Source organism: Sorangium sp. So ce448, from assembly GCF_051520915.1.
Lineage (GTDB): Bacteria > Myxococcota_A > Polyangia > Polyangiales > Polyangiaceae > Sorangium > Sorangium cellulosum_B.
In genome coordinates, this window is record NZ_CP150343.1 from 10,612,811 (window position 1) to 10,625,126 (window position 12,316).

Sequence of the window (12,316 nt, forward strand, 5' to 3'; positions counted from 1 at the left end):
CGCGGGTGGGGTGCATGCGGTCAGGTCCCGCGACGCGCAGACCCATCCTCGATAAGCACGCTGGACTCCTCTGGAAAGCCCACGGCGATCTCTTCGCCGCCGCGAACCCGGACGCGCAGCGGCCGCCCCAGCTTGCGAGCCCGCTCGATCGCGAATCGCTGCGCCCGACCGAGCGGAATCGACAGCGGCTCGCTGCCGTCGAGGACGTCTGGATCACCGCCAGGCGGCCGATCTCGCCCGGCGACGAGCATGTCCGAGAGCGCGCAGAGGTGCTCGACGATCGCCGGCGACAGGTCCTCGAGGAGCGGGAGGAGCTCGCGGCGGACGCGAACGCGGGTGAAACGGGGATCCCGGTTGCTGGGATCCTCGGCGAACGCCAGTCGATGTCGGCCGAGGTGGGCCAGGACGTCGGCGCGGCGGGCCTGGAGCAAGGGGCGGATGAGCTCGATGCTCGCCGCCGAGCCCGGCTCCAGGCCGCCGCACGCCGCGCCGGCGATGCCAGGTGATAGCGGGGCGCGCGGCGGCAGGACGGCGAGCCCACGCGGCCCCGCGCCCCGCAGCAGGCGCAGGAGCACCGTCTCGGCCCGGTCGTCCGCGGTATGGCCGGTCGCTATCGCGCGGGCGCCGTGCGCCGCCGCGGCGGCCGCCAGCGCGGCAAACCGGGCGGCGCGCGCCCTGGCCTGGAGGTTCGCGCCGGGCGCCACGTCCACGCGGGTCTCGGCGTAAGGGACCCCGAGCTGCTCGGACAGGTCGCGCGCGATCGCGAGCTCGGCCGCGGCCGCGGCGCGGAGGCCGTGGTCGACGCCGTGCGCGACCACCTCGTGGCCGATCCGCCGCCGGAGCAGTGAAAGGACGTGCAGCAGGGCGGTCGAATCGGGGCCTCCGGAGCAGGCGCAGAGCACGACGTCGCCGCGAGCGAACAGCCGCTCGTCCCGGATCAGCCGCTCGGCGAGGCGGATCAGCGACGGGGGGTGCGACCGACCCCGCCTGGGCGGAGGGGGAGGTCCAGCAGGAGGGCTCATCGCAGCTCGAACGCTTTGCAGAAGATGATCTCGTCGCGATCCTCGAGCGAGGTGCTCACGTGCGGCGCGACCGGGTAGCCAAGAGAGCAACGAGGCCCGCGGCCAGGCGACCCGGCGCCCGCCTCGTCGGGATCGGGGACCACCGGATCGAACGAGGCGCAATCGGGGCAGGCGAACACGAGACGATAGCGCCGCGCCTCTTCGCGGAGTCGATCGTCGAGGTGGTGAATCATCCCTGGCAGCGTAGCGCAAGCCGCCGGGCGACGGCGCCACGCGGCCGCGCGTGGCCCTCCGGCCGAGCTCGGCGGAGCAGCGCTCGGCACAGCGAGCAGGCCGGCATGCCCGCGCGGATCAGCGCGCGTCAGCGCGCGTCAGCGCGCGTCAGCGCGCGTCAGCGCACAGATTTGCGGGCGCGGGAGAGCCGCACGATCGACTCGATATGGCTCGTCTGGGGAAAGAGCTCGACCGCCTCGATGTCCGTGATCTCGAAGCCGCCGCGGAGGATCCCGCCGAGATCGCGCGCGAGGGTGGCCGGATCGCAGGAGACGTAGACGACCACGCGCGCGCTCGAGGCGGCGATCGCGCGCGCCGCGCCGGGAGCCCCGCTGCGCGGCGGATCCAGCACCACGACGTCGGTGCGCGCCGGGATCGGGTACTGATCGGCGTCCGCCTCGATCGCCTTGCCGGCGAGGCCCCGAGCGGCGAGGTTCTGCCGCAAGCAGGCGACCGCTGCGGACGAGAGCTCGACGGCCGTGAAGGACGCGGGCCCCGGAGGGCCCGAGGCCGCGGCCTCGGCGGCCTCGGCGGCCTCGGCGGCCGGGGAGGGTCGCAGCGCGCCGCGGGCGAGCAGCACGGAGAGCGTCCCGCTCCCGGCGAACAGCTCCAGGACGTGCGGCGGCCGGGTGGAGTCGAGGTGGGCAAGCTCGGCGGCGCGGCGGGCGAGGACGGCTGCCCCCTCCTCGGACGGCTGCCCGAACCCGCCCGGCGCGAGGAACAGCGGCAGGCCGTCCGCTCCCAGGATCGCGGGCCGCGGATCGCCGAACGACGCGGCCTCGCGCGCGCCGTCGAGCGTGACGCGGGCGCCGGCCCACTCCCCGCGCGCCGTGCGCTCGTCCAGCCGCTGCCACACGGCCGGCGGCAGCTGCCCACGCCACAGGATCTCGACCACCGGGCGGCTCGAGGCGCCCAGCGAGATCAGGACATCGCCCTCCCCCGCGGCCCCATGGAGGACGCCGGGCAGCTCGCCGGCGAGCGGCGCGATCGCGTCGACAAGCACCACGCAGCGATCGACCGCCGCCACCGCGTGTGTCCTCGGCGCGCGATACCCCACGCGCACCTCGCCGCGCTCCGCGCGCGCGAACAACCTCGCCCGCGACCGGTAGCCGAGCGGCAGGGGGGCCGGATGGACGCGGATCGGCGGCAGATCGGCCTCGGCGAGCGACGTCGCCCGCGCGATGGCGTGCCGGACGATCTGCTCGTGCGCGGCCTGCTGCGCCTCGATACGGACGTGCATCCAGTCGCAGCCGCCGCAGGCGTCAGCGAAGCGGCACGGCGGAGCGACGCGGTCGGCGCTCGGCTCGACGACACCGAGGAGCCTGCCCCTCGCCGGGCGTGAGCTCCTGTCGAGCTCGACCTCGACACGATCACCCGGCGCGGTCCCAGGGACGAAGACGACCTCGCCCGCGAGCCGACCGACCCCCGCGCCTCCGGCGGCCAGCGCCTCGATACGCAGCTGAGCTCGCTCGCCGGGGCGGTGCCGCGCCCTGGCACCGTTCGAGCGGCGGTGGACAGACTTCATCCCTTCATCGTAAGGCGCTGCAGGCCGATCCGGCCGGGGTGGACGACGGACGCTCGGTCGCGGAGAGCGAGAGAGAGCGCGTGAAAGGCCCCCGCGGAGCTCCCCGGCACGGAGGAGCTCGACTGGCCCGTGGTGCTCGCGTCCGTCGAGGCGGGCGACGCAGGGACAGCGTCCACGCCCCCGGAGGGCGAGGGCTGCGCGACGCTCGTCTTCATGTAGATCAGCGCGCCGATACCGAGCACGCACAGCACGGTGAGGGTGATGACGGCGACGAGCACGAGCGTGTTCCTGCCGTTCCCCTTGGACGCCGCGTCCTGCGTGGCGGCCCAGATGGCCGCCGGATCCGGGCGCGGCAGGGAGAGCGCGGTCTCGATCTGCGACTGTGGAGGATGCGCTGTCGCCGCGGACGCGAACAGCTGGGCCTGCCCCACGGTCATCGGCGCCTGGGCCGCCTGCACCGGCGAGCTGACAGGGGGCGCATGGCCTGCTGCATGGCCCTGGCCATTGAAGGGGAGCGCGTACGGGACTGCAGCGTGCGCCGGCGACGGCGCGGCGACGGCCGGGGTCCTTGTCATCCGCGCGTGACGCGCAGGCTCGCTCGCGCCCTGCAGAACCGGCGGTGGATCCTGCGACGGGAGCGCGAGCGTCGAAGCGAGCGGGTTGCCCAGATCGCTGTCCAGGAGGCCGCCCTTGGGGAGGGGCGCGAGCTCGCCTGGGTCGAAGTCGCGCGGAGGGTACGGGCTCGAGGAGAGCGGAGGCGGAGCAGGATCGTGGCCGCCGGGTACGCGCGGTGGGCCCGGGTACGCCGGCGAAAAGCCGGGGCGCGCCGTCGGCATGCCAGGACGCACGGTGGCAATGCCGGACTGGACGCCGGCCTGGCGAGGCTGCGCTGGCGCCGGCTCGGGCACCATGCCGGCCGCCGGGCGCATCATCGGGCGCTCCTCATGAGGAAGGGGGCGCACCGGCTCGGCTTGCTCGCGCGTCGCGACCGTCGTCGGGACATCCTCATCGTCATCCATCAGCGAGGAGGCGACCATCTGCCGGTCGTCCGCGTCCCTCGACGCCGGGCGCCCGACCGGCGCGATCCCGCTCGCCGGCGGAGCGTTGTGCCGCAGGATCTGCGGCGGCGTGAGGCGCTGCTGCGGCTCAGGCTCTCGACCGCGGCTGCGCAGCCCGACGCTGTCCGTGGCCGTCGTCGAGCTGCGCGAGCGCACCTGCTCGACGTTGATGGTGGACGTCACCTCGGCCGCCCACGCGAGGTGCGCCTCGCGCTTCTGGATGCGATCGACGAACACCTGCTGCACGAACTGCGCGACCTCTTCGGAGCCAACGAAGACCCCGCTCCTCATCAGGAAATTCTGCAGGGCTCGCGAGAACTCACGCGCGGTCTGGAAGCGGTCTTGCTTGTGCTTGGCGAGCGCCTTCATGACCACGCTCTCCAGCTCGATCGGATAGTCGGGCACGATCGTGGACGGCGGCGGGACCACGCAGGCCTGCACCTTCTCGAGCGTGTCGAGATCCGTATCCATCCGGAAGAGGCGCTGGTTCGTCGTGAGCTCCCAGAGGACGACCCCGAGCGCGAACACGTCGGTCGTGCGATCGATCTCGTTCCCGCGCACCTGCTCGGGAGACATGTAGGCCAACTTGCCTTTGAGTGTTCCCGCGCGGGTGGACGACAGCCGGTCGGCCACCTTCGCGATCCCGAAATCCACGACCTTGGTGTAGCCGTCGTAGGTGAGGAACAGGTTGTGCGGCGTGACGTCTCGGTGCACCAGGCCGAGCAGCTGGCCGTTCTTTCCGCGCAGCTCGTGAGCGGCGTGAAGCCCCTCTGCTGCGTCGGAGCAGATGCGCGCAGCGAGCTCGGGCGAGATGCGCAGCCGGCGCTCCTCCGCGCGGCGCATCACCTCCCGGAGCGGCTCGCCGTGGAGGTACTCCATGGCGATCCAGTAGGTGTTGTCGTCCTTCCCGAGATCGAAGACCTGCGCGACGTTGGCGTGGTTGATGCCAGCCGCGATGCGCGCCTCATCGAGGAACATGTCGACGAACTGATCGTCCTCGACCAGATGCGGGTGGATCCGCTTGATCGCGACCCACTTCTGGAAGCCGCCCGGACCATCCATGCGAGCCAGGTGAACGCTCGCCATTCCGCCCACCCCGATCTCGTCGACCACACGGTAACGGCCCAGGAAGTAGGTCCCCTGCTGCTTCTCGGACTCCTTCGCGCGCGCTTCAAGCGATGCATTGGTCGACCCGGGGCTTGGAGGTCCGCCCATTCGCGATGCGGGTCGAGGCGGGGGTTGGGGCATGAGCGGTCACTACTTTACCGCGAGTTCGCGGCGCTTTGCCATGTCGTCTCGGCCAGGACACCTTCCAGATGGTCAGCTTCAATCCACCCGGGCGCTGAAGGCGCCTGTCCCGACAGGTAGGACACCACCTGAAACCCAGGACGGAGTCGTGACGGGCTCAGGGGAACGGTTGCCCAGGTTGACCCCGCTCGAAGTAGAAGCGGAACCCCCCGGTGACCCGCGAGAGGAGCTCCCGAGGGATGGCGTCGGCCGGATGACCGAGCCCTGCGTCGCGCGGATCGCCGACCCAGACGTCGAACGTCGCGTCGGTGTACTTGTCGACCGCGTCCGTCTCGTTGGGATCACCGCTGAACAGCGCCTGGAACTTGATGGTCCCATCGACGGCGTAGAGCACCATGTTCTGGTTGTGGCAGGACCGCTGGAGGTACAGCGCCATGTGCACGAGCGGCGCGAGCCCCTCCGGCTTCGGCGTCGGTGGAGGCGAGCCCGGCAGCTGGACGCCGGGCGGGAGCCCCACGCTCAGGTCGACGTCGAGCTTGTTCACGGTCCCGTCCCCGCGGATGAGGTCGACGTCATCGATCAGGACCGCGAGCCCGTCCGAGATCTCCTGCAGATCGCTCCCGCGCTGCACCCGGACCTGCAACGTGGAGCGGTAGGGGACCGCGGCGAAGAAGTCCGGGCTCATGTCGTAGCTGTCGTCCCAGCAGCCGGCCGCGCGCAGCCGTTCGCTGATGACCTCGCCTTCCCCCTGCCCGAGCGAGCACCCGAGCGAGAGCGCGCAGGCGAGGGGCGCGAGCGCGCGGGCCCTCATGACGCCGCCTGCGAGCGAAGGGCCGCCTTGATGCGGCCTCCCCCGAGGACGCGATCGCCCCGGTAGACCACGGCCATCTGTCCGGGAGAGACGGACCGCACCGGGCTCGCGAACCGCGCAACGAAGCTCTCCACGCCCGTCGCGGGGTCGCAGCGCCGCTCGATGATGCCAGGCGCCGCCTCGTGCCGCGCGCGCACCCGCACCTCGGCCTCCAAGGGGAAGACCGCGTCGTCGCACCACACCGCGTCGGCGATCTCGGCGCCCGCGGCGTACAGATCGCCCTCGTCGCCGAGGTGCACCGCGCCGGACGCGGGGTCGAGGCCCACGACGAACGCGGGCCGGCCGAGCGAGACGCCGATGCCCTTGCGCTGGCCCACCGTGAAGCCGTGCACCCCGCCGTGCGCCCCGACCACGCGGCCGTCCCGATCGACGATGGGGCCGGGCCGGAGCCTGTCCGCGGCGCGCTCGGCCACGAACGGCGCGTAACGGCCGGAGGGGATGAAGCAGAGCTCCTGGCTCTCACCCTTCTCGGCGCCCGGGAGCCCGCGGGCGATCGCCTCGGCGCGCACCTCCTCCTTGGTCGAGTCGCCGAGCGGGAAGAGGAGCCGCGACAGCTCGTCCGACCGGAGCATGTGCAGGAAATAGCTCTGATCCTTGTGCCGATCGCGGCCGCGGTAGAGGCGAGCGCCGCCCTCCTCCAGGACGACCCGCGCATAGTGGCCCGTCGCGACCCACGAGACCCCCAGCCGCTCCGCCAGCGGGAACAGCTCCCGGAGCTTGACCGAGCGGTTGCAGGCCACGCACGGGCTCGGCGTCTCCCCCGCGAGGTAGGCCTCGACGAAGGGATCGACGACGTGCTCGCGGAACAGGGCGCGGCGGTCGAACGTGTAATGCGGGATCCCGAGGTGGTCGGCGACCCGGCGGGCGTCATGCTGATCCTCGGGCGCGCAGCAGCGGCTCTTGACGCTGCCGTCGTCGGGGTAGTCCCAGAGGTGCAGCGTCACGCCGACGACCTCGTATCCAGCGTCGCAGAGGCGCGCCGCCGCGACGGACGAGTCGACTCCGCCGCTCATCGCGATGAAGACGCGCGCCCCCGACGAGGCCCGCTCGCCGGGCCGCGCCGTATCGTCGGCCTCTCGGACCAGAGTTGCCATTTCCGTTCTTATAGCGTGGATTCCTCGCCGCGGCCGGACGCCGCGGGCGAACCCGCACGGGATGCCGCGGCGCGCTCGCGCGGGATGCTGCGGCGAGGGCTCGCGCGAGGAGCCGGGACGGCGGCGCGCCGGCGAATGAATGATCAGGCTGGCTCTCCGCCATTCACCCTTGGCCACCCCCGCAGGGCGCGTGTACCGTCTGCCAGATGCCGAGCGGGGTCGTGCTCGTGATCGAGGACGAGGAGTACATCGCGGACCTGCTCGCCACCGCGATCCGGGAGGCAGGTTACGAGGTCATCTTCTGCGCCACCGCGGAGGCCGGGCTCTCCACCGCCTGCACCCTGGAGCCCGAGTGCATCGTCTGTGACATCGGCCTGCCCGACCACGACGGCTACTGGGTCGCGCGCAACGTGCGCACCCAGCCGTCCCGGGTATCGGTCACCCCGTTCCTGTTCCTCTCCGCGCTCGACGACCAGGAGGCCCGCCTCGAAGGGTTCCACGTCGGCGCCGACGTCTACATGACCAAGCCGTTCCGGGTCGGCGAGGTCGTCGCGCAGATCGGGGCGCTCGTGCAGATGGCGTCACGCCTGCGCCAGCGGCGGGACAGCCTCATGTCCATCCCGGCCTCCGTCGATCAGACCGCGATCGAGGGCGATCTCAGCCAGATGTCCATCGCGACCGTCCTCACGGTCCTCGAGATGGAGCGGCGGTCGGGCGTGTTCGAGGTGAGCAGCAAGAAACGTCGGGCTCAGCTGGACATCGCCGAAGGGTGCATCGTCGAGGGGACCGTTGGAGGCACGCGCGCCTCGGCGCTCGCCGCGCTCCGCACCATGCTCAGCTGGAAGGTCGGACGGTTCGCGTTCGTGCCAGGCGTCCGCCCCCTGCCCGCGGAGCGGACATCCATCGCTGCATACCTGCTCGAGGCGACCCGGCTCGAGGACGAGAGCGCCCGCGTCGAGCTGCCGCTCCCGCCGTCGCGACGCCGTCCGGAGCCCCGGAGCGCGACGACGGCGCTCGGCGGGCCGTCGTCCATTCTGGACGACGTCGCGCCGCCGTCGTCGCGCGTCGTGTCCGAGGAGCGCCTGCGCCGCGGGCCCACCCCTGCGCCGCTGAAGGGCTCCGACCCCGGCGTGGCGATCTCCGATGGGCCGCCGTCGCTCGAGCTGAACTTCGAGTTCGAGCTGGCGACCCCGGCGGCGCCGCCGACGCTGCCCTCGCTGGCCCGCAGGACGGCGAAGCCCTCGAGCCAGCGCGGCATGCGCGTGGCGGAGAGTGAGCCTCCGACGCTCCCGCGAAGCGGGAGCCTGACGCCGCCCTCGCGACCGTCCTCGCCAGGGCGCGAGCGGCAGAGCGCCGTGGACACGGGCGAGCTCTCCCGCGGGACCCTCGCTCCCCCGGAGCCCCAGCCGGCAAGCCACGAAGGCGCGCCGCGTGCGACCCCGATCCCCCCGAGACCGGCGCCGGCCAGGCCCCCCCGCCCTGACGCGAAGAAGCGCTGACGGCAGGAAACGGGGACGGCGAGGAAACGGAAGCGCCGATCTAGAGCGTCGGCTGCTGCTCCACCTCGCCCGGATCGTGGTCGCGCAGGTAGCTCAGGTTGACCGCGTTCACGACGGCGTGCGCCAGGACCGGCCCGACGAGCGACCCCGTCGCCGCGAAGATGGCGCCGAGCCCCGCGCCCACGCCCACCGCCCAGCCGATCCACACCCAGCGGCTCGGACCGCGCATCTGGTGCATCAGACCGAAGAGGATCGCGCTCGGCAGCACGCCGAGGAGCGGCGTCAGGAGCCCGCGGAAGAGCAGCTCCTCCCCCAGGCTCGAGAGGCCCGCGAGGAGCAGGATCTGGCCGAGCGAGAAATCGCGCGCGACCGGGCGGAGCTCCGCGTGCAGGCGCCGGGCCCAGCTGAACCGGGCCACGGCGACGCGCGTCGTCACGATGACGCCGGCCGCCAGCGTGAGGCCGAGCGCGGCGCTCATCAGCAGCGCGGCCAGCGGCGGCAGCGCGAGCCACGGGCTCGGGTGGATCCACGGCCATCCATCCCGCAGCACCAGGCTGAGCGAGATCGCCAGCGCCGCGAGGAAGAGATAGCCGGACGCCGCCTGCACCGTCGCGTCGGTTCGACCGGTCCGCGCCCATCGCGACGCCATGTCCCATCATGGCACGCCGAAAGAAGCCGGTGAAGCCGCGCCCGCCGTCAGGACCCCTGGCCGAGCGCCGGCAACCGGAGTACGTCGACGCCCATGCACGCGACCGTGGTCATCTTCCCGGGCTCGAGCGCCGACGCCGAAATGATCCATACGCTCCGCGACGTGCTCCAGGTCCGCATCGCGCTGCAGTACTGCGACCGGGAGGGGCTGGTCGGCGGCGACGCGAACCCCAACGGATCGGCGATGGACATCGCCGGCATCTACGGCGGGCCCCGGCGGAACGTGCTCGGGCTGATGCCGCACCCCGAACGGATGAGCGAGCCCTTCCAGGGCCACTACCGCGCGGACGGGCGCGCCCTGTTCGACGCCGTGCTGCGCAGCGTGGGCGGCGCCCGCTCGGCCCCATCCGCGAGCGCGCCGTGAGCGACGCGTCGCCCGGCGCCGCCCGCTGCCGCGTGTGCGACGCGGCGCTCGCGCCGGAGGGCGATCGCTGCCCGCAGTGCGGCGCGGCCGCGCGCGCCGAGGCCTGCCCGCACTGCGGCGGCGTGACCGGCGCCTCGGCGCACCTCGAGCTGCGCTTCGCGTGCGACGCCTGCGGAGGCCCGCGCGTCCCCGTCGCCGACGCCCGCGTCGAGCGATCCGGCCGCGAGGTGCCGCTGCTCCAGAAGGCGCGCGCGGCGGCCTCGGCGCGCTCGGTCTGGCGCGCCGCGGGCGTCGCGGCCAGCGCGCTGCTCGGCTTCGAGCTGTTCCTGTTCGCCGTGCTGCTGCTCGTCCTCGGCGCGAGCGTCGGGCTCTTCACCGCCGGGCTCCTCACCATGGCGCCCGTCGGCGCCTTCGCCCTCTGGGCTCTCCGGCGGGCGAAGTCGCGGAGCCGGGACATCGCGCCCGCGCTCGACGCCGCCTGGGTCTCCGTCGCCTCCGACGTCGCCCGCCAGGCCGAGGGCCCGCTCACCGCCGGCGGGCTCGCCTCGACCCTCCGCATCGCCGAGTCCCAGGCCGAGGAGCTCCTCGCCCTGCTGGAGGTCAACGACGTCGTGCGCGGCGCGATCGGCCCCGCGGGCGAGTTCGGCTATGCGCCGAAGCTGCGCGTCGGCGCGGCGCGCGACGAAGACCGGGGCGAGGCCGGGGCCGAGAGCGTGGCGCACGCCCTCGCCGCCGAAGAGGAAGCCTTCGCCGCCGAGCCCCTGACGCAACGGACCGCCCATGTCGACCCCGCGAAGCGCTGATCCCAAGCCGAAGCCAGGCCCGCAGCAGAAGGCCCACGCGGGCCGGCCCGCGTCCCAGGAGCGCCGCGCCCTGACCCACATCGGCGGCGCGACGGTGCTCGAGGGCGACCCCGAGAGCGCCGCGAAGCTCGCCCACGCGCTCGACGTGGCCAGCTCGAGCACGGCGGAGGAAGCGGCGCGCGCGCACGTGCACGGGTTCCACAGCTACCCGGCCCGGATGCACCCGGACACCGCCCGCCGGCTGATCGAGGGCCTCTCGAGGCCGGGCGAGCGGGTGCTCGACCCCTTCTGCGGCAGCGGCACCGTCCTCGTCGAGGCCCGGCTCTCGGGCCGGGCGGCGATCGGCGTCGACGCGAACCCGCTGGCCGTGCGCCTCGCCCGCCTCAAGGTGCAGGGCAGCACCCCCGGCGAGCGCGAGCGGCTCGTCGCCGCCGCCCGCGAGGTCGCGGCCGCGGCCGATGAGCGCCGCAAGGCGCGCGCCGGTCCGAGCCGCCGGTACGGCCCCGAGGACGTCGCCCTGTTCGAGCCGCACGTGCTCCTCGAGCTCGACGGGCTCCGCGTCGGCCTCGACCGCCTCGCGGGCCACGGCGCCGACGCGCTCCGCGCCGATCTCGAGCTCGTCCTCTCCGCCATCCTGACGAAGCTCAGCCGCCGCACGTCCGACACGTCGGAGCACGAGCTGCCGCGGCGGATCGCCGCCGGCTATCCGGCGCGGCTCTTCATCCGCAAGGCGGAGGAGCTCGCCCAGCGCCTCGCCGAGGTCGCCGTGCCGCTCGCAGCGAGCCCGCCCGCGCTCGTCGAGGAGGGAGACGCGCGCGTGCTCCGCGGCGTCGAGGCCGGCTCCGTCCACCTCGCGATCACGTCGCCGCCCTACCCGGGCGTGTACGACTACCTCGCCCACCACGAGGCGAGGCTGCGCTGGCTCCGGCTCCGCAGCGCCCGCTTCGAGCAGGACGAGATCGGGGCCCGCCGGCACCTCGACCCGCTCGGCCCCGAGGCGGGCCGCGCGCGCTGGCGCGACGAGCTCGGCGGCGTGCTCACCGCGCTCGCGCGCGTCCTCCGGAGCGGCGCGCCGCTCGTGCTGCTGATCGCCGACAGCGTGGTCGCCGGCGCGCCGGTCTACGCGGTCGACGTGGTCAGGGCCGCCGCGTCCGGCGCGCGCTTCGCGGTCCGCGCGGTCGCGTCGCAGCCGCGCCCCCACTTCCACCGCCCCACGGCGCGCGCCTTCCAGCGCCGCCCGCGCCACGAGCACGCCATCCTGCTGATCCGCGCCTGACCCGCCAGGCTCTCCCCGCGGCGCAGGCGCAGGGCAGGGCGCGCCGCCGCGCCTGAGCCACCGAAAATTGCCCCGCGGCGCGGGCTCATGGCAGGGTGCGCGGGCGCCGGGCAGCGCGCGAGGTGGCCAGCTCCGGCCTCCAGCGGCGCGCGGCGCTCCGGCGCGCGCGACGATGGCGAGAGCTCACCTGGCACTTCTTCTCTGGGGCACCTTCGCCCTCGGCTGCGGCAAAGCAGGCGGCGATCCGGGGAAGGCCGACCTCGACAGCACGGGGGTCGACGCCTGCGACAGCTACCTGGCCACGATGACCACCTGCGCCAGCAAGCTGCCCGCGGAGAGCAGGAAGAGCCACGAGGCCGCGATCCGGATCGCGCGCGACGTGCTCGAGGCCAGGGCGGAGGCCGACGACGAGGCGCTGAAGGGCGACGCGAGGGCGGAGGCCCGCGTCGCGCTCGCGGCCGCCTGCAAGCAGATGAGCGACGCGGTCCTGGACCGCGAAGCGTGCGGCCCCTGAGCGCCGGACGGCCGAGCGCCCGGGCGAGCGCCCACGCGACGAGGCACACGCTCGGCCGCCC

Annotated in this window: 12 protein-coding genes; 5 read left to right on the forward strand and 7 right to left on the reverse strand. The window is 73.9% G+C overall.

The window, feature by feature from the left end:
* Window positions 1–20 precede the first annotated feature (20 nt).
* From tilS to mnmA, 6 genes are all read right to left on the reverse strand, one after another.
* Window positions 21–1,022, reverse strand: coding sequence for a tRNA lysidine(34) synthetase TilS (tilS, locus tag WMF45_RS39985; RefSeq protein WP_437711250.1), 1,002 nt, complete (start codon window positions 1,020–1,022; stop codon window positions 21–23).
* Complete coding sequence (locus WMF45_RS39990) at window positions 1,019–1,255, reverse strand: hypothetical protein (protein WP_437711252.1); 237 nt, start codon at window positions 1,253–1,255, stop codon at window positions 1,019–1,021. The genes tilS and WMF45_RS39990 overlap by 4 nt, the downstream gene beginning before the upstream one ends.
* Window positions 1,256–1,413: 158 nt before the next feature.
* Window positions 1,414–2,820, reverse strand: a complete 1,407-nt coding sequence (locus WMF45_RS39995) for a class I SAM-dependent RNA methyltransferase (RefSeq protein WP_437711254.1) — start codon at window positions 2,818–2,820, stop codon at window positions 1,414–1,416.
* Complete coding sequence (locus WMF45_RS40000) at window positions 2,817–5,093, reverse strand: protein kinase domain-containing protein (protein ID WP_437711256.1); 2,277 nt, start codon at window positions 5,091–5,093, stop codon at window positions 2,817–2,819. The genes WMF45_RS39995 and WMF45_RS40000 overlap by 4 nt, the downstream gene beginning before the upstream one ends.
* A gap of 190 nt (window positions 5,094–5,283) precedes the next feature.
* The gene (locus tag WMF45_RS40005) at window positions 5,284–5,937 is read right to left on the reverse strand and encodes a hypothetical protein (RefSeq protein WP_437711258.1); all 654 of its coding nucleotides are present in this window, start codon (window positions 5,935–5,937) and stop codon (window positions 5,284–5,286) included.
* Window positions 5,934–7,091, reverse strand: coding sequence for a tRNA 2-thiouridine(34) synthase MnmA (mnmA, locus tag WMF45_RS40010; protein WP_437711260.1), 1,158 nt, complete (start codon window positions 7,089–7,091; stop codon window positions 5,934–5,936). Before mnmA ends, WMF45_RS40005 begins: the two co-directional genes overlap by 4 nt.
* A 206-nt stretch (window positions 7,092–7,297) precedes the next feature.
* Between mnmA and WMF45_RS40015 the strand changes: the two genes are divergently transcribed.
* Window positions 7,298–8,590, forward strand: coding sequence for a response regulator (locus WMF45_RS40015; RefSeq protein ID WP_437711262.1), 1,293 nt, complete (start codon window positions 7,298–7,300; stop codon window positions 8,588–8,590).
* Window positions 8,591–8,630: 40 nt separating this feature from the next.
* Here WMF45_RS40015 and WMF45_RS40020 read toward each other — a convergent pair whose 3' ends face one another.
* A complete protein-coding gene (locus tag WMF45_RS40020) occupies window positions 8,631–9,239 on the reverse strand; it encodes a CPBP family intramembrane glutamic endopeptidase (RefSeq protein ID WP_437711264.1) in 609 nt (202 codons plus the stop codon).
* 93 nt (window positions 9,240–9,332) lie between these two features.
* Between WMF45_RS40020 and WMF45_RS40025 the strand changes: the two genes are divergently transcribed.
* From WMF45_RS40025 to WMF45_RS40040, 4 genes are all read left to right on the forward strand, one after another.
* Complete coding sequence (locus tag WMF45_RS40025; RefSeq protein ID WP_437711266.1) at window positions 9,333–9,662, forward strand: phosphoribosylformylglycinamidine synthase subunit PurQ; 330 nt, start codon at window positions 9,333–9,335, stop codon at window positions 9,660–9,662.
* Window positions 9,659–10,465 carry a zinc ribbon domain-containing protein gene (locus WMF45_RS40030; protein WP_437711268.1) on the forward strand — a complete coding sequence of 269 codons (807 nt, stop codon included), beginning with the start codon at window positions 9,659–9,661 and terminating at the stop codon, window positions 10,463–10,465. The genes WMF45_RS40025 and WMF45_RS40030 overlap by 4 nt, the downstream gene beginning before the upstream one ends.
* Window positions 10,443–11,741 carry a DNA methyltransferase gene (locus WMF45_RS40035; RefSeq protein ID WP_437711270.1) on the forward strand — a complete coding sequence of 433 codons (1,299 nt, stop codon included), beginning with the start codon at window positions 10,443–10,445 and terminating at the stop codon, window positions 11,739–11,741. The genes WMF45_RS40030 and WMF45_RS40035 overlap by 23 nt, the downstream gene beginning before the upstream one ends.
* Before the next feature lie 172 nt (window positions 11,742–11,913).
* Complete coding sequence (locus tag WMF45_RS40040; RefSeq protein WP_437711272.1) at window positions 11,914–12,255, forward strand: hypothetical protein; 342 nt, start codon at window positions 11,914–11,916, stop codon at window positions 12,253–12,255.
* Window positions 12,256–12,316: the final 61 nt, after the last annotated feature.

Coding starts and splice junctions, on each gene's coding strand:
- tilS (WP_437711250.1), bottom strand. CDS start 1,022: ATGAGCCCTCCTGCTGGACCTCCCCCTCCGCCCAGGCGGGGTCGGTCG.
- WMF45_RS39990 (WP_437711252.1), bottom strand. CDS start 1,255: ATGATTCACCACCTCGACGATCGACTCCGCGAAGAGGCGCGGCGCTAT.
- WMF45_RS39995 (WP_437711254.1), bottom strand. CDS start 2,820: ATGAAGTCTGTCCACCGCCGCTCGAACGGTGCCAGGGCGCGGCACCGC.
- WMF45_RS40000 (WP_437711256.1), bottom strand. CDS start 5,093: ATGGGCGGACCTCCAAGCCCCGGGTCGACCAATGCATCGCTTGAAGCG.
- WMF45_RS40005 (WP_437711258.1), bottom strand. CDS start 5,937: ATGAGGGCCCGCGCGCTCGCGCCCCTCGCCTGCGCGCTCTCGCTCGGG.
- mnmA (WP_437711260.1), bottom strand. CDS start 7,091: ATGGCAACTCTGGTCCGAGAGGCCGACGATACGGCGCGGCCCGGCGAG.
- WMF45_RS40015 (WP_437711262.1), top strand. CDS start 7,298: ATGCCGAGCGGGGTCGTGCTCGTGATCGAGGACGAGGAGTACATCGCG.
- WMF45_RS40020 (WP_437711264.1), bottom strand. CDS start 9,239: ATGGCGTCGCGATGGGCGCGGACCGGTCGAACCGACGCGACGGTGCAG.
- WMF45_RS40025 (WP_437711266.1), top strand. CDS start 9,333: ATGCACGCGACCGTGGTCATCTTCCCGGGCTCGAGCGCCGACGCCGAA.
- WMF45_RS40035 (WP_437711270.1), top strand. CDS start 10,443: ATGTCGACCCCGCGAAGCGCTGATCCCAAGCCGAAGCCAGGCCCGCAG.
- WMF45_RS40040 (WP_437711272.1), top strand. CDS start 11,914: ATGGCGAGAGCTCACCTGGCACTTCTTCTCTGGGGCACCTTCGCCCTC.